Source organism: Gemmatimonas sp. (genome assembly GCF_044345575.1).
Classification (GTDB): domain Bacteria; phylum Gemmatimonadota; class Gemmatimonadetes; order Gemmatimonadales; family Gemmatimonadaceae; genus Gemmatimonas.
In genome coordinates, this window is record NZ_JBIJAW010000007.1 from 1 (window position 1) to 21,042 (window position 21,042).

Sequence of the window (21,042 nt, forward strand, 5' to 3'; positions counted from 1 at the left end):
TCGATGCTCACGTACAACCCGTTGAGGAAGATGGCCGGGGCACAGTCACCGGTCATGCCGGTCCCGCGAATGAGCACGCGATCACGGCCGAATTGCCCGGGCATGGTGACCACGCCAGGGAGCCCGCGGAAGATGTCGCCCATGTAGGTGGGGCCCTTCTTCTTGAGGTCGTCCTCGGTGAGGAAGTGGCCGAAGCCGAGCTTGCGGCGGCGTTCGAATTCCTCGAGCGGCACGGCACGATTGGCCCGCACGCGCAGCGTGTCCACCGTCGTGACGAGGGGCGTGAGCGTGAGATCGAGTACGTTCTCACGAGTGGCCATGAGATCGGCCGGCGCACGGTGTGGCTGGAACCCTACGGCGCGCACTTCCACGGTGTAGGTGCCTTCCGGGAGTGCGGCGAACTGATACTGCCCGCTCGCGTTGGCGGACGTCTCCACGCCGGTGCCCCAGAGCGTGACGCGGGCCCCGTTTACCGGCTGTCCCGTCTGGTTTCGGGCTACACCGCGCAGGGCCGCCTTGCCGGTGAGCACGCTCGTCACGCGGGACCCATTCGCGGAGGTCCGTTGCTGGACACGCTGTGCCGAGCCGATCACGAGGTCGCGCAGCAACAGCCCGTTGCCGGGCACGGGCAGTTCCACGAAGCCGCTGCTGTCGGCGCCGGAGAACCCACGTACGGTAATGGCGGTGTTGGCCGGCACCCCGCACACCGCGAACGTGCCCTCGGCGGTGCTGGTGGCGATGCGCACGTTGGGCACGCGCTCGAGGCCGCGTTCGGTCACGCGGTTGGTGTTGTATTGCGCGCGCACCCGCGCCGGGGCGGCAAGGGGTGCTCCACTGGCGCTGCGCACGATCCCGAAGAACATGCCGCGCGGAAGCTCGGCGGTCGGCGCACCGCAGCGCGCTTCGATGAGCGTAGCCGCCGACGGGGTCGCGAGCGGGAGCGAAATGGGTTCGTCGGTGCTCACCTCGAGTCGCAGCAGGCTGCTCTCGACACCCAGCGAATCGAGGAAGGGGTGCAGGAAGCCGACGAGGTAGGTACCAGCCGGCACCTCGTCGATCTGGAAGATCCCCTGCAGGTTCGACGTGGTGGAGAGAATGCGTCCGCTGTTGTCGGTGGCCGACAACTGCACCGTGGCCCCGGTGAGCACACGATTGCGAACACTGTCGATGATCTCGCCGCGCACCCGGGCTCGGGGAGGGGCGGCGGGCTTGATCTGCGCTTCGAGCGGGGCTGCCGCGAGCGCGAGCAGTGCTGCGGCAACGGTAAGGGCCTTCTGACTCATATCGCGATCATACCCCAAGTGCGGTGCGGGGGCCAGTTCATCGGTTGTTCCCATACGACACCGCCAGTAGTTCGATTGGATGCACGGCCTTCACATCGGACCCACTGAGCAGCAGCCCCGCGCCGATCTGCATGAGGCAGCCGGGGTTGCCGGAAGCCACCACCTCGGCGTGCGACTCGGCGATGCGCGCGAGTTTGGGCGCGAGCACCGCGTCAGAGACGTCGGGCTCGACCAGATTGTAGATGCCGGCCGATCCGCAGCATTGGTCGGCATCCTCGAGCGGAATGAGATCGAGCCCCGGCACGGCGCGCAGCAGTTGCAGCGGCGGGTTCACGATACGCTGGGCATGCATCTGATGACACGGTGGATCATGTGTGACGCGAAGCGGCACTTCGTGCGTCCCTGACTGGGGGCCGGTAGAGGCGAGAAGTTCGCTCACGTCGCGTGTGCGTGCGGCCAGCCGCTCGGCGCGAGCAGCCCACGCCGGCTCATCGTGCAGCAGATGCCCGTACTGCTTGAGCATCGCCCCGCAGCCCGCGGCATTTACGACCACGAATTCGGCGTCGGAGCGTTCGAACGCGGCGATGTTCTGCTTCGCGAGATCGCGAGCCCCTTCAAGATCGCCGGCATGCGCATGGAGCGCCCCGCAACAGCGCTGCCCCGCGGTGCCACACACGCGATGTCCGTTCACCTCGAGCGCCTTCTCCGTCGCGCTGTTCACATGCGCAAACAGCCCCGACATCACACACCCTTCGAGCAGCGTGACCGAGGAACGCTGTTCGCGTGGTTCAACATCCCGTAGTACCAGCTCCCGTGGCTGAAGCTCCCGTCGTTCCAGCTTCCCCACACGCAGCGCAACGGGCGTCGTCGCTGCCAGCATTCCCATCGGGAACGCCAGTCGCTTCGGCAGCATGCGGGCCAGCAGGCGCGGCAGTCCCGTCGCCCGGAACACACGTGCGCCAAACAGGGCGGTCCGCAGCAGCACGTGGTGCCGGAACACCGTCAGCACCACGCGGGCGACGAATGGTGTCCCACGCACCGGTGCCATCGTGGCGCGGGTGGCCTCGAGCAATTCGCCATACGGGACGCCGCTTGGGCACGCTGTTTCGCAGGCGCGGCAGCCAAGGCACCGATCGATGTGCTGGGCGACCCCTTCGTCCGCGAGCGCAATATCTCCATCGAGCAGCCGTCGCATGAGCACGAGACGACCACGTGGCGAATCGTTCTCGTCTTCGAGATTCACATAGGTGGGGCACGCCTGCAGGCAGAACCCGCAGTGGACACACGAATCGAGCCCCTTTGCGGCCTGTGCGAGAGGCGTTCCCGGGAGGGCGCACGGGGGCGCGCCGGCAGGCATCGTGCCAGCCACGGTGTCAGACATGGGCGTGCCCGAGGGTGGTGGGGGAGATGGCGGCAAGCCGGTTGAGCACATCGCGGGGATCGAGCGCGTGCTTCACTCCGACCTCCAGCGCCGTACGCGGTGTGGAGTGCGGTGCCGCCGCGGAGCGCCCCTGGTCGATCACCACGGAGATCGGGTGCATGGCTCCATTCACCGCCGCGAGGCGATGCATCGTGTCGAGATCGTGCTCGAATGAATCGCGCGCGGCCGCCGGCAGGACGGCGCGCAGGCTGCCGCGGGCCGGATCGTACGTCAGGGTTCCGTGCGGAAAGGCCTCGAACCCGGCGCGCACGAAGGGTACGGCATCGGACCGGTGCGTACGGGCGCGGAACACGATCGCGTCGTGAGGCGTGTGGTGCAGCGGGCCGTCGACGCGCTCGACGGGGAGGTCGACGGCGTCTACCACGCCGAAGGCGCGCAGGTGCTGGCGGAGCGCGTCGGCACGCGCCGGGTTACCGGAAACGCGGCCCCAGAGTTGCGGCACGCCGTCTGGCGCGCGATGCAGGAGCATCGGTAGCGGCGCACGATTGGCCACGAGCTGTGGCAGCAGCTCGCCGAGTGCACCATCGTCGGTGCGGCGCAGCGTGCTGACCACGAGGATGTCCACCGCTGGACGTGCATGCAGGCGCAGGCTGACTTCGGTGATCACGCCGAGCGTCCCGAACGCGCCGGTGTGCAGACGCACCAGATCGAAGCCGGCGACGTTCTTCACCACGCGTCCGCCCGCCCTCGTGATGTCTCCACGCCCGGTGACCACCTGCACGCCAAGCACCAGATCGCGCACGGTGTAGTCGCCGAAGGCAAGTGGTGCGGGCGCGGCGGTGGCGACGACGGCGCCGATGGTGGCGTGTGGGGTTCCATAGGGCGCGAGGGCGAACATCTGCGCGTGTTCGGCGGTGGTGGCCGCAAGCTCCGCGAGGGTGGTGCCCGCCGCCACGGTGATGACGAGGTCGCCGGGCGTGTACTCGACGACTCCGCGCAGATGATCGAGCGGTAGGGGCAGGGCATCAGCCCACGGACCGCCACCGTGCAGCCAGGTCCCGCCACCGACGATGCGGAGCGGTTCACGCGTCTCGCGAATACGCGCCGCGAGTTGGTCGACGTCAGACATGAGGCGTCGTGGCATCCTGTCGGACCGTGTCATGCTTCACGGCGTTCGTCCCGTGCCATTCCCGACACGCGTGTACAGGCACCACCTTGCCCGGGTTGGCGCGGCGGTAGGGATCGAACACGCTGCGCACGCGACACATGGCGTCGAGCGAGGCCGCGTCGAACAGCGACTCCATATAGGGGAGCTTGTCGAGTCCCACGCCGTGTTCGCCCGTAATCGTCCCGCCCGCGGCTATGCATGCCTGCATGATGGCCGACATCGCGTCGTGCACGCGCGCGCTTTCCTGCGCATCGTGGGCGTTGTACGGAATGTTGGGGTGCAGATTGCCGTCGCCGGCGTGGAACACGTTGCAGACGCGCACGTCGTATTCCGCCGCGATGGCGTCGATGGCCGTGAGTACCTCGGGCAGTTTGGTCCGCGGGACGACGGCGTCCTGCACGACGAGTGCGGGCGAGAGTCGTCCCATCGCACCGAACGCCTTCTTGCGCCCCTGCCACAGCCTCGTGCGGTCCTCAGCGCTCGTGGCCACTGTCACCGATCGGGCGCCGGTGGCGAGGCACGCGTCACGGATGATGGCCACGTCTTCGTCGAGTCCCTCCGCTACCCCATCCACTTCGCACAGCAGCACGGCCGCGGCATCCACTGGATAGCCCGCGGCGTAAATGCTGGCTTCCACGCAGCGGATGGTGGCGTTGTCCATCATCTCCAGCGCCGCCGGAACGATCCCGCTGGCGATGATACGCGAGACGGCCCGCGCCGCATCCTGCACCGACGAGAAGTCGGCGAGCAGGGTCTGTACGGCATCGGGGAGCGGGACGAGCTGTACCGTGACTTCGGTGGCGATACCGAAACACCCCTCGCTCCCCACGAACGCGCCGAGCAGATCGTAGCCGTCCTGTTCGGTGTAGGCGCCGCCGAGCCGCGTCACGGAGCCATCAGGGAGCACGACTTCGCATTCGAGTACGTGATTGAGCGTCACGCCGTATTTGAGGCAGTGAGGGCCGCCGGCATTCTCGGCCACGTTGCCGCCGATGGTGCACGCGGTCTGACTCGACGGATCGGGGGCGTACTGCAAGCCGTACCGGGTGGTCTCGCGCGAAAGTCGGGCGTTCACGACGCCCGGTTCGACGCGCGCCAGGCGGTTGACCGGATCGACGTCGATGATGCGCGTGAGGCGGTTGAGACCGATGAGGACCACGTCGTCGGCGAGGGCGCCGCCGGAGAGGCCGGTTCCGGCGCCACGCGGTACCCAGGCGGTCTTGGTGCGCGCGAGGGCGCGTACCACGGCGATCAGTTCATCGCGCGTACCGGGGAAGACGGCGAGCGACGGCGTGGCGCGATAGCCGGGGAGGGCGTCGGCATCGTACGGGGCCAGCTCCGGCAAGCGGGTCTTCACCCAACGGTCGCCAACGATGGTTTCGAGCGTTTCGCGCACCTGAACGGACATGTCCGCAAACTGGAGCGGCGAGGCAGCGAGGAAAAGAGTCGATCAGGGGGAATTCAACGACTCTGGCCCCTTGATCGCCTTGATCGCCAGCCGAGCATCACGCCAAAACGCGGTCCACGGCGGCGCGCAGCGTGGCCAGGTCGAACGGTTTCTGCAGGACATGCGGATGGGTGGCCAGCACCGAGTCGCGAGCGGCATCCTGAACGGCATCACCTGTGGTGATGATCACACGGGTCGCGAGCGTGGGACGGGTGGCCATGAGCGTCAGGACGAGCTGGTCGCCGGTCATCCCGGGCAGGTGCAGGTCCGTGACGATGAGGTCGAGCGCCGTCTCGGCGGTCTCGCTTTCGATGATCTGCAGCGCCTGGCGCCCATCCGGTGCCTCGTCCACCACCCAGTGCTGGCGTTCGAACCAACGCTTCAGTGCGAAGCGGATTCCCGCTTCATCATCAACTATCAGCACTCGTGGCAACGGGGAGCCTCCCGGCAACCTGAAGAAACCAACCGACCCCAGGGGGCCCCGGGTTACGACCGGGCGCAACCTATTCCCGGGGGAGAAATGGCACAATCTTGACCGTCAATTTCCCGTTAAAGACGCAGGGGAGGAACGGAGCGTTGGATCGTCCGGAACGACGAACGGCAGCCTTGCGAGTGGCAAGGCTGCCGTTCGTCGGTTTGGTCGGGCGTGGGGGTGGCTGTTAGGCGGCGCCCCAGAACCCGGCGAGCGCGTGGCCGTCGGGCGACTCCCGGAGCTTCTCGAAGGCGCGCTCGCGGATCTGCCGGATGCGCTCGCGGGTGACCCCCATGAGCGCACCGATGCGCTCGAGGGTCATGGCCTCGGCCCCTTCGTCGAGCCCATAATAGAGATAGAGAATCTTGCGTTCGCGCGGCGTGAGATACTTCCGGAACACGCGGTCGATGAACTCCCGCATGAGGCGGAAGTCGGTGCCGTCTTCGATATCGGCGTGCGTTTCGCCGGCGAAGCGCTCGCCGAGGGTGCTGGCTTCACGATCCTGCCGGTCGATGGGAGCATCGAGCGACACTTCCGTGCTGGTGATCTGGCGGGCGCTGCGCACCTGCTCCACCGGCTCGTCGAGCAGCTTGGCCATCTCGGCGTCGGTGGGCTCACGATTGAGCACCTGCGAGAGGATCATCTCGCCGCGGGCCATACGGATGAGCTGCGAGTTCTGGTTGAGCGGGATGCGCACACTGCGCGTCTGCTCGGCCAGCGCCTTGAGCACCGCCTGACGGACCCACCACACGGCGTAGGAGATGAACTTCACGCCCTGATCGGGATCGAACTTCCGGACGGCCTTGAGGAGCCCCTCGTTGCCGATGGCGACGAGTTCGGAGAGGTCGAGGCCGTGCCCCTGGTACTTCTTCACGTAGCTGATGACGAAGCGGAGGTTCGCCGTCACCAGCCGTTCGGCCGCGGCCTCATCACCCTTCTGGGCGAGGCGGGCCAACCGGCGCTCCTCGGCCGCATCAGTGATGAGGGGGAGCTTCTGGATGTCGTGGAGGTACTGGTCGAAGGCCGTTGAAGGCGCGGAACGGAAGAACCCTTTGGAACGGGTTTCAGAGGTCCTGGTCGCTGCGGCTGCCTGCATGCGTCCTCGCCGTACGTGTTGCAGAGGTGGGGCCGGGGGAGCGGCCCGAACTAGGTGGGAGCGCCACGATAATGGTCGCCGTCTGGACGGTCAATAAAAATTTTGACTTTGTGACGAATCAGGCCACTTTCGCGGCAGTTATGCGACATTTTGTCGCTTTTCTCCGCAGAAATTCCCGAACTGAATTCTGGGGATTCACTGGCGTGCGCCGTTCGTCCCGCGTCCTGTGGCGTCCGTGCATCGTTCGTGCGACTTGTCACACGTGTGCCGTCCCCTGTCCAACGGCCATGGGGGCGCCGCCGTTGATCGGTTACGGGACCTGCTCGAGCAGGGCGGCGTGGACGATCTCGTCGGGCACGGGCACCGACCAGCGTCCCTCCGCGGCTTCCATCTCCCCGATCCCGCGGGGGAGGGCATACCGGGCGGCGCCGCCCCGGGCCTTCTTGTCGCCGTGCGTTTCGGCGATCACCGCGTCGATGCTGATCCCGGCCGGGAGCGCGGTGGGCAGTCCGGCCCGCGTCAGGGCACCGCGGACGGCCGTGGCGAGACCGGCGCCGGCGAGCCCGATCTGCTCCGCCAGCCGGGCCTCCGCGACCATCCCCATGGCCACGGCCTCGCCGTGCAGCATGGCGTAGCGCTGCACCTTCTCGATGGCGTGTGCGATGGTGTGCCCGAAGTTGAGGATCTGCCGCAGGCCGCCCTCTCTCGTGTCTTCGGCGACCACTTCGGCCTTGATGCGCACACTGCCGGCGATCAGCGACGCAAACCCCGGCGCGGCGGCGCCGTGCGTGGCGAGCTCGGGGAGGAACTGCAGGAGCTGGTCGAAATAGCTCGCATCGGCGATGACGCCGTGCTTGAGCATTTCGGCGAGTCCGCTGCGGAGCACGTCGGCGGGCAGGGTGGCGAGCAGCGCCGGGTCGATGACCACGGCGGCCGGGTTGTGGAAGGCGCCCACGAGGTTCTTGCCGGCGGGCGTATCGACGGCGGTCTTGCCGCCGACCGACGCATCCACCATGGCCAGCAGGGTCGTGGGGACCTGCACCACCGGGAGGCCGCGCATGAAGGTCGCGGCCACGAAGCCGGCGAGGTCGCCCACGACGCCGCCGCCGAGGGCAACGACGGCGGTGTCGCGACCGGCGCCCCAGGCAAGGAGCGCGTCGGTGAGCTGGGCCCACCGCTCCCGCGTTTTCTCCCGTTCGCCTGGCGGCATGGAGAAAAGACGCGTCGACTCGGCGGGGCACTGCGCGAGCAGTGCGGCCCCGTGGTGCTCCGCCACTGTGTCATCACTGATGACGGCGATGCGATGCGAGGGCGCCGCCTGCCGCACGATGGCCCCCACCTGCGCGAACGCGCCCGCTTCGCAGAAGACCGGATATTCGAGCGGGAGTCGCAGCGGGGTGGGGAGCGTCGTCACCGGGGCGTGCCGTTACCAGGTCACTTCGCCCGCACCGGCGCGCTTGTTGGCGACGCGGGCGAGCATGAAGAGCAGATCGGACAGGCGATTGAGGTAGATGACGACCAGGTGGGGCAACTCCACTTCACTCGCCAGATGCACCACGCGGCGTTCGGCGCGGCGGCACACCGTGCGGGCGACGTGCAGCGCGGCCGCCTTGGGGGTGCCACCGGGGATGATGAAGGACCGCAGCGGTTCCAGTTCCTGCTCGCAGGCGTCGATGGCCTTCTCGAGTTCCTCGATGCGGCCTTCGTCGATGCGCGCCTTGTCGAGGTGATCCTTCATCTTCTCGTGATCGGGCGTCGCGAGCAGCGCGCCGATGGCGAAGAGGTCACGCTGGATGGGCACCAGCACCTCGTCGATGCGCGGAATCATCTGGATGGAGCGGGCGAGACCGAGGGACGCATTGAGCTCGTCCACGTCGCCGTAGGCCTCCACGCGGGGGTGGTCCTTGCCTACACGGCCACCACCAAAGAGGGCCGTGGCGCCTTCGTCGCCGGAGCGGGTATAGATCTTCATGCTTCGAAGATAGTCGGGACCGGGCGAGGGCGAAGGGCGCATCGGGACAAAGCCCGCACACACGCGAGCTGCGAACACGGGAGCTGGTAAGACGGAAGCTTGAGCGACGGGAAGTGGAACGACGGGGGCTATTCCATTCGATTGTCCGCGCCGCGTGCCTCCCGCTCGTCGATGGCTCTGATCAACCTCACGAGCATACGGCACACCACGGCTCCTTTTCCCATGCAGCGCAGACCCTCAACGGGCTCGAGGGCACCCGTGCGCATCAGGATGCGCAAGTGGCTATTCGACTCGTTGGCGGAGGCGAGCGCGAGGCGCAGCTGACGTCGAAAATTTGGATCCGTTCCGAGGTGCGCGGCTTCAGCGATGTTCGCAGGTACGGCGGCAGCCGCGCGAACGAGTTGGCCGCGCAGGCCGGGAGCCCGTGCTGCGTCGATCGATCGTGACGTGAGCATTACTGCCGCGGCGAAGTCCTCGGCGGCGTGCAGTACCCTGAGGTTACGGGAATCAGCCATGGTTCACATGTACCAAGGCACATGCCGAATCTGGTAACCCAAAAATCGGCGACAGTATCACGGGTACGCAGCTCGCACGCCTCGTGGTTCAAGCTCCCGTGACTCCCGCTTTCGTTCGCCCAGCTTCCGTCACTCCAGCTCCCGATTGCTCGGCGTTTCCGCCGTTCCGAGGTTGACTCCCCTCCTCCATGTGTCGACCTTACAGCTATAGAACGTGCGATTATTTCAACGCCTCCTCCTCCTCGCCACGGCGTCGCTGACCGCCTCTCCGCTCGTCGCTCAGGATCTCTCCTGTGAGCGTGGCGATCGCGAGGTGCGGTCGCTGCGCTTCGCCGGCAATCACGAGTATCCCGCGTCGGTGCTCGCGACGACGGTGGCGACGGTGCCGTCGTCGTTTCCGGGCGTACCGGTGCTTGGCACCCGACGGTGTTTCGATCCCGTAGAGTTCGCGCGGGACGTGCGGCGTATCGAAACGCTCTATCGGCGTCGCGGATATCCCGATGTGCAGGTGGATACCGTGGTGCACACGGTGCGTCCGCTGGTGATCGACATCACCTTCCGCATCGTCGAGGGGGAGCCGATGCGGGTGTCGGCGTTCGCGCTGCGTGGGGTGGATGGCAATGCGGAGCTCACCGGAGCTGCGCGCGACTTTCCCCTGCGGGTGGGCGGCTTGTTCGATCGCAGCGCCCTCGAGGCCGGGCGCGACACGCTGGTGCGCCGCCTGCGCAACCTCGGCTGGCCGCAAGCGGAAGCGCTACTGGCATACACCACCAATACGGCACAGCGCACCGCCGACGTGGATGTCACGGTGGTGCCCGGAGCGCGGGCGCGCATCGGGCGGATTGCCCTCGTCGTGGACAGTGGCGGCGACGCGCGCTCCGTGTCGGATGCCACCATCCGCCGCACGATGGCGCTGCAGAGCGGAGAGTGGTACGCCGCGCGCCACATCATCGACGCACAGCGCAATCTCTACCAGACCGACGCGTTCCAGCGGGTCGAACTGCAGCCGGACAGCATACAGCCTGCGGGCGACACGATCGTGAACCTCACGGCGCGGCTCGTCGAGGGCGACCGGTTCGCGGCGCGCGGTGGACTCGGCTGGGCGACGCTCGATTGCTTCCGCATGCAGGGCTCGCTCACCGATCGGGATTTCCTCCCCTACGCGCAGCGCCTCGAACTCACCGCACGTGTGAGCAAGATCGGTCTCGGCGCGCCGCTCGATGGGGCCGAAGATCTGTGCCAGGGGCAGGCGCGCAGTGATCCGTACAGCCGCACGCTGAACTACTACACGTCGATGACGTTGCGGCAGCCGGTGCGTGCCAATCAGGTGCGCGTGCCGTCGCTGACCGTGTTCAGCTCCACGCTCTCCGAATTCAAGGCCTACCTGCGGCGCACGCCCATCGGCGGGGTGCTGTCGATCGCCGATCCGTTCGCCTTTCGACCCGCTCCGCGTACCCCGAGCACCCTGAGTTACCAGCTCGAACTCGGACGCACCGAGGCGGAGCCGGCGTTTTTCTGTGCGGTGTTCAACGCCTGCGACAGTGATCTGCGCAATTTCCTGCAGCGCAACAACCGCCTGGCGGCGCTCGAATTCTCCATCTCCCGCGAACGGCTGAACGATCCGTTGCGCCCCACCGGTGGCACGGTCATCCGCGCGACGCTGCGCCACGCGAGCACGCTGATCGGCTCCGACCGCACACAGCAGTTCAACCGGGCCTCGGGCGATGCGAGCTGGTATCGCCGGGTCGCGGGTACGACGATCACGGCACATGTTCGGGCGGGGTTCGTGCAGGGGCGCGGGGTTGGCAGCGGACTGGGGGGCTTCATTCCGCCTCAGGAGCGCCTCTATGCCGGCGGGCCCACCACGGTCCGCGGCTTTCGGCAGAACGAGCTCGGACCGGCCGTGTACATCGTGAGCGGATACACCACCGAAACGGTGAACGGCCTCACCTACTTTCGGGCCGATGAGGGTACGGTCACCGAGCGGGTGGTCCCCACCGGTGGCAACACGCTCGTGGTGGGTAATCTCGAAGCGCAGTGGGCCAGTCCAGTGCTGCCGCGATTGCTCCAGCTGGCAGCGTTCGCCGATGCGGGGCGACTCTGGAACCGCGGCGGGACAGCCCTGCGCGCCGACGGGCCGGTCGTCAAGATCACGCCCGGGCTCGGCGTGCGTGTGGCGTCGCCCTTCGGGGCGGTGCGCATCGACTTCGGGTACAACCCGTATGCCCTGCCGGCGGGGGCCGCGTACTTCAATGCGCGGCCGCAGGCGGGCGTGGCGCCCCTCTACTGCGTGAGTCCCGGCAACACGCTGGCCGTGACGCCTGGGGCGGCGACCGGGCAGCCGGCAGCACAGGCCCCGGGGAGCTGTCCGTCGAGCTATCGGCCGACACGGCGTGCGGGGCTGTTCGGCCGGCTCAATCCGAGCATCTGGATCGGGCAGGCATTCTGATGGCCCCACGTCGTCGCACCATCGTCCTGGGCGTCGCAGGCGTGCTGCTCACGCTGCTCGTCGCTGTGGTGGGGGGCATCGTGGCGCTCACGCAGACCGACGGGGGGCGGGCGCTCATTCTGCGCACCGTCATGCCGCTCGCGCGCGCGGCCGTGCCCGGCAAGCTCTACGTGGGGCGTGTCGGCGGGAATCTCTTCAGCGACATCACCATCGACTCCGTGGATGTGCGTGCTCCCGACGGGGCCCACTTCCTCAGCACGGGCCCCATCCGAGTCACGTACGACCCGCGCGATCTGCTCGACGCCCGCATCGTGATCAAGTCACTCGAGGTGACTCGGCCCGTGATCACGCTCGTGGACTACGGCAAGGACGACTGGAACTGGCGCCGCGCGTTACAGCGCGATCGCGGCAAGAAGAAAACGCCGAGCACGAGCCGCTTCGGCAAGTACATCGTGATCGACACCACCGCGCTCAACGAGGTGACGTTCGTGATGCGCCTGCCGTGGCAGCTCCCCGATTCACTCAAGGGAGCGAAGCGCGACAGTGCGCTCGCGTTCAATCTGGGCCGACTCGACGGCGAAGTCCGCCGGGAGGATGGCCGGTACGTGCGCATCTACCGCTTCGTGCGCGGGAATCTCAATCTCGGCCGCTCCTGGTTGGCGAATCCCGATTCGGTCGGGATGCACTTTCCGGTACGGCGCCTCGATGTGGTGTGGGTGTATCCCCCCTTCTGGTTCAAGAATCTCACTGGCGACTTCCGCCGCATCGGCGACTCGCTGTGGGTGAAGGACGCGCATTTCGATCTGCCGCGCAGCACCGCACGCGGCGGCGCGAAGATCGTGTGGGGGAGCAATCTCCCGGTGCGGTACGACGTGCGCCTGCGCCTCGACAGTGTGGCGCTCAGTGATCTCGCGTGGATCGACGAAACGGTGCCGCACACCGGGAGCGGCAGCGCGTTCCTCACCATGCGCAATGATGCGCAGAACCTCAACATCATCGATTACGCCATCACCGACATGGACGCGCGGTCGCTCAAGTCGCGACTGCGGGGGAGCATGACATGGGGGGTGGGCGGGTTCGTTACGCGGCTCACCAACGTGAATCTGACGTTGGAGCCGGCGCACACCGACCTGCTGAAGTGGTTCAATGGCGAGCCGTTCCCGTACGACTGGCGCGGGGCCCTTCGCGGGTCGGTGCGCGCGCGCGGTGGCTATGTGACTGACTGGACGCTCGACGAGGCGAAGCTCAGCTTCGCGGACGAGCATGTCCCCGGGGCGATCTCTCGCGGACAGGCGCGCGGGAGGCTCAATATCTTTCAGCCCGCCGAGGCGATCCTGAAGGGCGTCGATGTCGTCATTGGTCAACTCGATTTCCGCACGCCGCGGCACGTGAACCCGATGTTCGCGGAGCTCAACGGCTTTGCCCGCGGCACCATGCGCCTCGATTCGCTGTGGTACGATGCGCGGTTCAGCAAGGCGGATCTCGAATTGGTGGATGGCCCGGGCCAGCCATCGCGATTCACCGGTGATGGGCGCTATACCCTGGTGACGGAAGGCGTGAAGTTCGACGTGGATCTGCAGGCGGTGCCGCTGTCGTATACCACGCTGTCGCGCTCGTATCCGGATATGCCGCTCCGCGGCAGTGCCGTGGGCCGCATTCGGGCCGATGGCATGGCCGACAAGTTCAACCTGCAGACCACACTCTCCGGTGAAGGGGGCGAGTTGAGCTTCACCGGCGTCGCCGACGCGCTTGAGCCGGTCATGGGCGCGGCCGGTGCCTGGCGTGTCCGTGGTGGCAATCTGCAATCGCTATTCGGGACGGCCGCGTTGCCGGCGTCCACGCTCAACATGACGGGGACCGTGGACCTGCTGGGCACGGTGAACGAAAAGGGCACGCTCCGCGACGACAGTTTCACTGGGCCGCTGCGCGCCACGATCGACCAATTCTCGCGCATTGCCGATGCGCGCGTGTTCGGCGGCACGGCGGCTATGCGCTTCGATGCGGGGGTCGTTCACATGGATACCCTCACCATCGAAAGTTCGGCCGCGCGCCTGCTCGCGCGAGGCGGCGTGGGGCTCGATCGTCGCAAGCGCGACAGCCTGCAGTTCAGTCTCCAGGTGGACTCGCTCGGCGGTCTGCGCCCGTGGCTGGCCCCTGCAGACAGCGGCGCGCGCGCCTTCATTCTCCCGACGGACACGCTGCGTGGGAACGTGGAGGTGGCGGGAGTGCTGCGCGGCTCTCTCGACACGCTCGACACGCAGGGGATGGACGTGCAGCTGCGGGCCGACCTGCGTGATCTGGTGGTCGCCAGTTCGCGTTCGATGCGTGCCGCCTTCGACCTCGATGTCCGCGACGTCCTGCGTGGCGCCAACGGCCTGTTCACGGCATCCGCCGACTCCGCATACGTGGCCGGCATCGATGTGGCCGCCGCATCGGCGCGCAGTACGTTGCGCGGAGGCCTCGCTGAGCGCTTCACGTTCGCGCTGCGCACGCCCTCCGAATCGCGGGTCGCGATCAGTGGAGGGGTGACGCGCAATGGCGACTCCACCGCTGTGCGTCTGGATACGCTCACGATTCGCGTGGACAGCGCCGCCGTACGCGCCCGCGGCTTCAACCTCGCGGCTCCCGCCACCCTACGTCTGCTGCGCGATGGCGAAGGATGGCTGGACTCGCTGGTGCTCGTGCACACGGACACGGGGCGGGTCGCGTTGAGCGGTATGCTCGGCCGCACCGGCGTGGTGGGTGGTGCCTTCATGGCCGCCCGCGTGCCACTTGGCGATGTGGGACGTCTGCTGCGACGGTCGGGACTCGAGAAGGGCACGGTTTCGTCGCAGCTGGCCGTGGCCGGCACGCGCGAGCAGCCGCGCATCAGCGGCACGATTCGCGTACAGGACGCGGTGGCTGGGTCGCTGCGGCTCGGAGATCTCGTCGCCAACGCGAGCTATGATTCGCTGCGGCTGTCACTCGACGGCGCGTTGCGGGTGAACGGCACGCCCGCCATTCAGGCCACGGCCTCGCTCCCGCTCGATCTGGCGTTGGCGACGCGAGCCACACGCACCATCGATGAACCGCTCTCCGGGCGCATCACAGCGCGCAAGACCGATCTCTCGATGCTGGAATCGCTCTTCCCCGATGTCACCACGGCGGCCGGTACGCTCGAAAGTGATGTGTCACTCACGGGAACGTGGGCGCGTCCGCGTCTTCGCGGTCAGCTGCGCATGGACAGTGCCGCGTTGTCCCTGGCGAATCTCGGCATCCGCCTGGAGCGTGCCACCGCCGACATCGGACTCACGGGCGATAGCATCCTCATTCGCCGTTTTAGTGCGGTGAGCGGGGCTCCCACGGACACCCTCGGTGTCTCGGGATTCATCGACATCGCGGAGATCGCCAAGCCGTCGTTCAACCTCCGACTCGCGGCGAACAACTTCCTGGCGGTCGACAAGGCGCGCACCGCGACGCTGACGATCAGTACGCCTACGCCCATTGCGCTCACGGGATCGAGTGATGCGGCGCGTTTGCGTGGCGCAGTGCGCGTGGATCGGGGGCGGGTGTACATCAGCCAGCTCACGCAGCGGCGGGCGCTCGACCTGAGCGATAATCTCGACCTGGTGGACACCGCGCGCGTGGCGATGAATGCGCTACTGCCGAGCGCACCCAGCGCCCTCGTGCGGAATCTTCAACTTGATAACGTGCGCATCGGGATCGGTGATGATGTGTGGCTGCGCTCACCGGAAGCCAATCTCAAGATGGGCGGACAACTGCGGGTGACGCGGTCGGTGATGCGCGATGGCCGCGGGGCGCAGCTGGCGCTGGCCGATTCGCTCACGGTGGAGCGCGGGACCTATCAGCTCAACCTCGGCCTCGCCCGCCCCAGCTTCGAGGTGGAGCGCGGTCTGGTGCGCTTCTTCGGTGACCCCGACCTCGCCCCGTCGCTCGACATTGCCGCGCTGCACACCATTCGCGAGACACGGGCGAACTCGAATCAGCAGTTCGTGCGGATCCGCGTGAACATCGGTGGGACGGTGGATCAGCCCACGCTCGCCCTCACGAGCGCGGACAACCCGCCGTTGCCCGAGAGCGACATGCTGAGCTATCTGGTCACCGGCGAGCCGGCGTACACGGTGCTGGGCAGTACGTATGCCGAACAGGGGGCCACGCTCGCCTTGCGACTCGCCGGATCGTACCTGTCCAGCCGACTCGCCGGCGGGCGCTTCGACGTGGTGCAGGTGGAGCCCACGGCCCTCAATCCGGGCGACGCCGCGAACCTGCGGCAGAACGGTCTCGGCATCCTGGCCTCCACCCGTGTGGGTGTGGGTGGCCAGGTCGCCCGAAATACCTTCCTCACGTTCAGCACGGGGCTCTGCGGTCTGGCGCCCCAGAGCGGCGGGGGGAGTGGTGACGCCCTCTCGCTGTTCGCCCAGGGGCTCGGCGTGAAAGTGGAGCGGCGCTTCGAGGGCGGGCTGTCGGTGTCGGCCGGCGTGGAGCCCGGGTCGAGCGCCCAAGCCTGCGGACGGGCCGGAATCAGCCGAACGTTCCAGCAGACGCCCCCCCAGGTGGGTGTCGACTTCTTCCGCTTCTGGACGTTCTAGCGCTGCCGACGTCGGCGTTCGGACCGGTCGGGTGTCTACCGCAGGAGACCGGGATGCCCGACGCCGGTTCCCGGAACCCGCCGTGGTCCCAGCCCGCCGACGCCCACGTGTACGTTTCGGGATCAGCGCTGGTTCGTCTTACCGGTACCCCATGATCCGCACCTCCACACCGTCCTCCCTCACAGCGATCCCCTCGCTTCATACCATGCTCGACGCGATCGATCGCGCCGAGACCGATGGTGCGCGGGTGCAGGTGGCAGCGGAACTGCTGTACGAGCTGGGGTTCGACCGGGTCGTGATCACGCTGCGCGACGCCTCGCTGAACCCGATCGTTGTGGCAAGTGCCGGTACACCCGATGTCTCGTCGCTGACCGGGTTGGGGCTCAAGCCGCTGCCGGGGGCAGTGTGGCGCCGCCGTCTGTCGCATCTGGAGCGTTTCCGCGTCGGTGACCTGTATCTGCTCGACGGGAGCGATACGTGGGTCGCGCGCGAATTCTTCGGCAGTGATCCGTCGCCGCTGGGTGATCGCCAGACGTGGCTGGCCACCGACCTGCTCGTGGCGGTCATGCGTGGTCCCAAGCAGGATGTCGTGGGCACCGTGAAGCTGGCTGGGGCACGGGACGGTCTTCGCCCTTCGGAACAGCGTCTGCGCGACATTTCGGCGGTCATCCGTCATCTCACCGCGCGTGTCGCCTACGCGGCACTCGAAGCCCTGGCGCTGCAGCGACACGAACGCCTCACGTTGCTACAGGAAGCGGGTGCCTCGCTCACGCGGTCGCTCGACGAACAGGAAATCCTGCGCGAGCTCGCGCGTCAGGTGCAGCGTGCCTTGCGATGCGATGGCGTGGCCGTGCTGATGCCGGACCTGCAGAGCGACGTGCTCAACACCGGCTTGCGACTCATGCGTGGCATCGAGCGGCCGCGTGGCCCGGTGCGTCTCGGCGAGGGGCTCGTGGCCGAGGTGGCCCGCACCGGTCGTCCGGTTCGCGTGGGTGATCGCGAAGCGGATCGGGCGCGCGAGAAAGCCGGGTTGTCGGCACCGTTGTCGATGTACGACATCGTAGGGGAATCGGGGGCGGCCACGAGCGTGGTGGCCGTACCCATTCGAGTGGGCATTCGGCTGCTCGGCGTGCTCGCCGTGCATTCGACCACCCCCGACATGTACTCGGCCGAAGACGAGGAGATGCTGGCCACCATGGCATCGCAGGCGGCGACGGCCATTGCCAACGCCCGTCGCTATGCCGAGAGCGAACGCGAACGCCGGACCACCGAAGCGCTCGCCGATGTGGCGCGCGCCGTCGGTGAGTCGCTCCGGTTGGGCGAGGTGCTGCGTCTCATTCTTCGGCATTCCGTTTCGCTGCTCAACGTGGAAGGCGCCTGCATCGCGCTGCGCACCGGTGACTACCTGCACATCGTGGCCGCCATCGGCAGCGCGGATGTCCTGAGTGGGGTGCACCTGCCGGTCAATGCCAGCCTCATTGGGCAGTCGGTACAATCGAACGAACTCATTCTGGTGAACGAGTTCGGTGCGGAGAATGCGATCAATCGCTCGGTGCAGCACCTCATGCGCATTCAGCGCACGGTGATCGCTCCGCTCGTCACGGGGCGCGGCACCATCGGCGCCATCGGAATCCTCAATCGCGAGAAGCCGTTCGACGCCGAAGACGCGAAGGTGATGCAGCGGCTCGCCGACCAGGTGTCCGTCGCCATCGTGAACGCGCGGTTGTTCGAGGAGATCGAGAAGGCCACGCACGAGTGGAAAGTGGCCTTCGACAGCACGGCGAGCGGGATCGTGGTGCTCGAAGAATCACTCACGGTGAGCCGCTGCAATTCCCGGGCGGCAGAGCTGTGCGGGTTCAGCATCTCCGGCCTGCTCGGCCGCCGCTTCCGCGACGCGCTCGTCGGACGGGCCGATTCGGAAGAGGGGCGCTATCTCGACGCCTTCATCGCCCGAGCGCTCGGCGAAGGCGTGCCCGTGCGCCAGACGGTGCGCGATATGGCTACGGGGCGGCTGTTTTCCCTGCTGGCGGCGTCTCATCCCGATGGTGGCTGCGTGATCACGTTTGATGACGTGACCGAGACCGAGCGACTGGCCGAACAGCATCGCAAGGTGCTGGATACCGTGTCCGACGCGATCATCATCACGGGGCTCGACGGCCGGATCAACTTCGCCAACCCGGCGGCCCACCAGCTCTTTGCGCGCTCCAATCTGGTGGGGGCGCTGGCCATGGACCTGGTGAGCGACGGCTGTACGAGCGACGTGCAGGCGGAAATGGCTACGACCCAGCAGGGACACACGCGCCGCTTCGATTGCGAAGTACGGACGGCCCACGGGTCGACGCGCGTGGTGCAGGTGAGCAGCGCGCCGCTCTATGAACTCCGGGAAGTCACCGGCACGGTCTCCTGTCTGCGCGACGTGACCGAGCAGCGGGACGATGCCCATGCCCGTCAGCGCAGTGAGGAGTTGTATCATCGCCTCGTGGAGAATGCGACTGACGCGATCTTCACGGTCGACATGGCGGGGTGCTTCACCTCGGTGAATCAGGCGTTCCTCGACGAAGCCGGCGTTGCACGTGAGCAGGTGCTCGGGCAGCACTTCCTGTCATTCGTTGACCCGGTCGATCGGCTCTTCGGCGAGCGGGAAATGCAGGCCACGCTGCTCGGCAAACGCCGCAAGCTCCAATTGCGGTGCCTCGGCGCGACCGGTTCGCGTATCACCATGGTGACGACAGCGCCGTTCATGGACGGCGAGACGGTGGTGGGCGCGCTGGCGATCGTTCGCGACATCACCACCGACGAGATCACGCGAGAGGCCACGCTGCAGCAGGCGCAGCTCACGGCTGTAGGACAGTCTCTCGTCCGTGTAGCCAACGAACTCAACAACCCGCTCGCCAGCCTGCTGGCCGTGGCCGAGTTGCAGGTGTCGTCGTCCACGCTGGGCGAGGACGACCGCCGCGCGGTGGCGCAGATCGTCGATGATGCACGGCGCGCCTCGCAGATCGTGGCGCAGTTGCTCGACAGCACCGGGGAAGCCCCGCAGCCGGGGGGCACACGCGCGCCGGTCGATGTGAATACCGTGCTTCGGAGAGCGCTCGATCATCACGGGTACGCGCTGCGCGCACTCGGTGTGACGGTTGCCCTCGAGCTCGATGCGTCGCTGCCCCCCGTGAGCGGTGATGCCTTGCAGTTGCAGCAGGTGGTGTCCAACCTGATCGCGAACGCCGAGCAGGCGCTCCGCGGTCATGATGGTCGACGCCATCTGCAGCTGGCGTCGATGCGCCGGGGTGAGCAGGTATGCATCACCGTGTCGGACAGCGGTCCGGGGATCATGGCGCATCATCTCGATCGCATCATGGAGCCCATGTTCACCACGCGCGGCGCGTATGGGCATCGTGGGCTCGGACTCACGATCACGCACACCATCGTGCGGGATCACGCGGGGACCCTCGAGGCGTATTCGGTGGCCGGGGAGGGTGCGCGCTTCCGTGTCCTGCTGCCGGCGCTCGTGGCTGGTGCCTCGGGCGACGTGTCGACGGCATCGGCGACCGGCGAGCCTGCCGGGGGGCCGGCATCGCCCGCGCTCACGATGTCCGCGGCGATGCATGACGATACCGACGCCGATGTGGTACCGGTCGCGGCCGGCGGTGCGATCCTGCTCATCGAGGATGAAGTCACCCTGCGCACGGCGATCAGTCGATTCCTGCGCGCGAGTGGCTATACCGTGGACGTGGCCGAGAACGGGAGCGCCGCGCTCGATCTGCTCTCATTCACGCGGTACGATCTCATCCTGCTCGATCTGCGCATGAAGGGCATCACGGGTGAGGATGTCTACGAGAGCATGATGGCGACCCACCCCGACCAGGCGGAGCGCGTGGTGTTCATGACCGGCGATCTGCACAACGCGCCGGCCGCGCGCTTCATTCGTCTGACGGGTCGCCAAGTCCTGGCCAAGCCGTTCACGCTGGCGGAATTGGCGACGAGAGTGGCGCAGCTCGTGGTGGGGTAACAGCCCGGGTAACGGCGGAAAAAAGCGTGAGACTTCGTCATGGGTCATGTCTGACGACGTCATGGTTACTGCGAAGCCAAAACTGCGGGTTACTGCGGATCATCGCGCAGTAACCCGCAGTTTTTGGTTTCGTCGTCATCATGACGTGGCGACACATGACCCATGACGCAGTAACTCGCCGTTCCTCCCGCGGTTCCTCGCGCCGTCACGCTCGCCGAATCAGGAGACCATGCCCGGCTGCTGCGCCGGCAGCGCGGCCGGCTGCGCTGCGTGCACGTTGAGCGTGCACGTGGCGGTGTGCTTGGAGCCCACGTTGATGATCATGCGGTACTCGCCGGGCACGTCGAGCGGCAGGTCCAGCTGGATGATCACCGGCATGTCGAGCTCGCTGGTGCCCGGGGGGGCGCCTCCGATTTCGAGTTCCGCCGAGGAGTTCCACAGCTCGTTGCCGCGGGGGTTCATCCAGCGCAACACGAGCGGATGTACGCCGACGTCCTGGGCGTTGGCCTTGAGCCGCAGCACGAAGGTGCTGCGCGGATGCAGGGCGGGGAGCTGAGCCACCTGCACGGCATCGAAGATGCCGAGGATGTTGAGCTTCCCTTCCTGGGAGATGTTCGCCGCATCGGCGAAGAGCGCGAAGTTCACATGCATGGAGGCAAGATAA

Annotated in this window: 13 protein-coding genes; 3 read left to right on the forward strand and 10 right to left on the reverse strand. The window is 67.2% G+C overall.

Annotated elements, in window-relative coordinates; translation table 11 throughout:
* The 9 genes from ACIQ6O_RS01090 to ACIQ6O_RS01130 all read right to left on the reverse strand — a co-directional run.
* A partial coding sequence (locus ACIQ6O_RS01090; RefSeq protein ID WP_396205911.1) for a carboxypeptidase regulatory-like domain-containing protein occupies positions 1 to 1,283 on the reverse strand: 1,283 nt, incomplete at its 3' end.
* A 37-nt stretch (positions 1,284 to 1,320) separates the two neighbouring features.
* Positions 1,321 to 2,664, reverse strand: a complete 1,344-nt coding sequence (locus tag ACIQ6O_RS01095; protein WP_396205912.1) for a (Fe-S)-binding protein — start codon at positions 2,662 to 2,664, stop codon at positions 1,321 to 1,323.
* Positions 2,657 to 3,793 (reverse strand): FAD-binding protein, encoded by a 1,137-nt coding sequence (locus ACIQ6O_RS01100; protein WP_396205913.1) that lies wholly within the window; start codon positions 3,791 to 3,793, stop codon positions 2,657 to 2,659. Before ACIQ6O_RS01100 ends, ACIQ6O_RS01095 begins: the two co-directional genes overlap by 8 nt.
* On the reverse strand, positions 3,786 to 5,240 hold the full coding sequence (locus ACIQ6O_RS01105) for an FAD-linked oxidase C-terminal domain-containing protein (RefSeq protein ID WP_396205914.1): 1,455 nt from the start codon (positions 5,238 to 5,240) through the stop codon (positions 3,786 to 3,788). The genes ACIQ6O_RS01100 and ACIQ6O_RS01105 overlap by 8 nt, the downstream gene beginning before the upstream one ends.
* A gap of 97 nt (positions 5,241 to 5,337) precedes the next feature.
* Positions 5,338 to 5,703 carry a response regulator gene (locus ACIQ6O_RS01110; RefSeq protein ID WP_396205938.1) on the reverse strand — a complete coding sequence of 122 codons (366 nt, stop codon included), beginning with the start codon at positions 5,701 to 5,703 and terminating at the stop codon, positions 5,338 to 5,340.
* Between the two features lie 235 nt (positions 5,704 to 5,938).
* On the reverse strand, positions 5,939 to 6,847 hold the full coding sequence (locus ACIQ6O_RS01115; RefSeq protein ID WP_306523378.1) for an RNA polymerase sigma factor RpoD/SigA: 909 nt from the start codon (positions 6,845 to 6,847) through the stop codon (positions 5,939 to 5,941).
* A 310-nt stretch (positions 6,848 to 7,157) separates the two neighbouring features.
* Positions 7,158 to 8,261, reverse strand: a complete 1,104-nt coding sequence (gene aroB / locus ACIQ6O_RS01120; protein WP_396205915.1) for a 3-dehydroquinate synthase — start codon at positions 8,259 to 8,261, stop codon at positions 7,158 to 7,160.
* 12 nt (positions 8,262 to 8,273) lie between these two features.
* Positions 8,274 to 8,819: a cob(I)yrinic acid a,c-diamide adenosyltransferase gene (locus tag ACIQ6O_RS01125; protein WP_396205916.1), complete on the reverse strand. Its 546-nt coding sequence runs from the start codon at positions 8,817 to 8,819 to the stop codon at positions 8,274 to 8,276.
* 128 nt (positions 8,820 to 8,947) lie between these two features.
* The gene (locus ACIQ6O_RS01130) at positions 8,948 to 9,334 is read right to left on the reverse strand and encodes a four helix bundle protein (RefSeq protein ID WP_396205917.1); all 387 of its coding nucleotides are present in this window, start codon (positions 9,332 to 9,334) and stop codon (positions 8,948 to 8,950) included.
* Positions 9,335 to 9,548: 214 nt separating this feature from the next.
* Here ACIQ6O_RS01130 and ACIQ6O_RS01135 point away from each other — a divergent pair, with 214 nt between their 5' ends.
* From ACIQ6O_RS01135 to ACIQ6O_RS01145, 3 genes are all read left to right on the forward strand, one after another.
* Positions 9,549 to 11,783, forward strand: coding sequence for an outer membrane protein assembly factor (locus ACIQ6O_RS01135; protein WP_396205918.1), 2,235 nt, complete (start codon positions 9,549 to 9,551; stop codon positions 11,781 to 11,783).
* Positions 11,783 to 16,372, forward strand: a complete 4,590-nt coding sequence (locus tag ACIQ6O_RS01140) for a translocation/assembly module TamB domain-containing protein (RefSeq protein WP_396205919.1) — start codon at positions 11,783 to 11,785, stop codon at positions 16,370 to 16,372. The genes ACIQ6O_RS01135 and ACIQ6O_RS01140 overlap by 1 nt, the downstream gene beginning before the upstream one ends.
* 205 nt (positions 16,373 to 16,577) lie before the next feature.
* On the forward strand, positions 16,578 to 20,378 hold the full coding sequence (locus ACIQ6O_RS01145; RefSeq protein ID WP_396205920.1) for a PAS domain S-box protein: 3,801 nt from the start codon (positions 16,578 to 16,580) through the stop codon (positions 20,376 to 20,378).
* Between the two features lie 219 nt (positions 20,379 to 20,597).
* Here the strand turns inward: ACIQ6O_RS01145 and ACIQ6O_RS01150 are convergent, their stop codons facing one another.
* Complete coding sequence (locus ACIQ6O_RS01150; protein WP_396205921.1) at positions 20,598 to 21,029, reverse strand: DUF6941 family protein; 432 nt, start codon at positions 21,027 to 21,029, stop codon at positions 20,598 to 20,600.
* Positions 21,030 to 21,042: the final 13 nt, after the last annotated feature.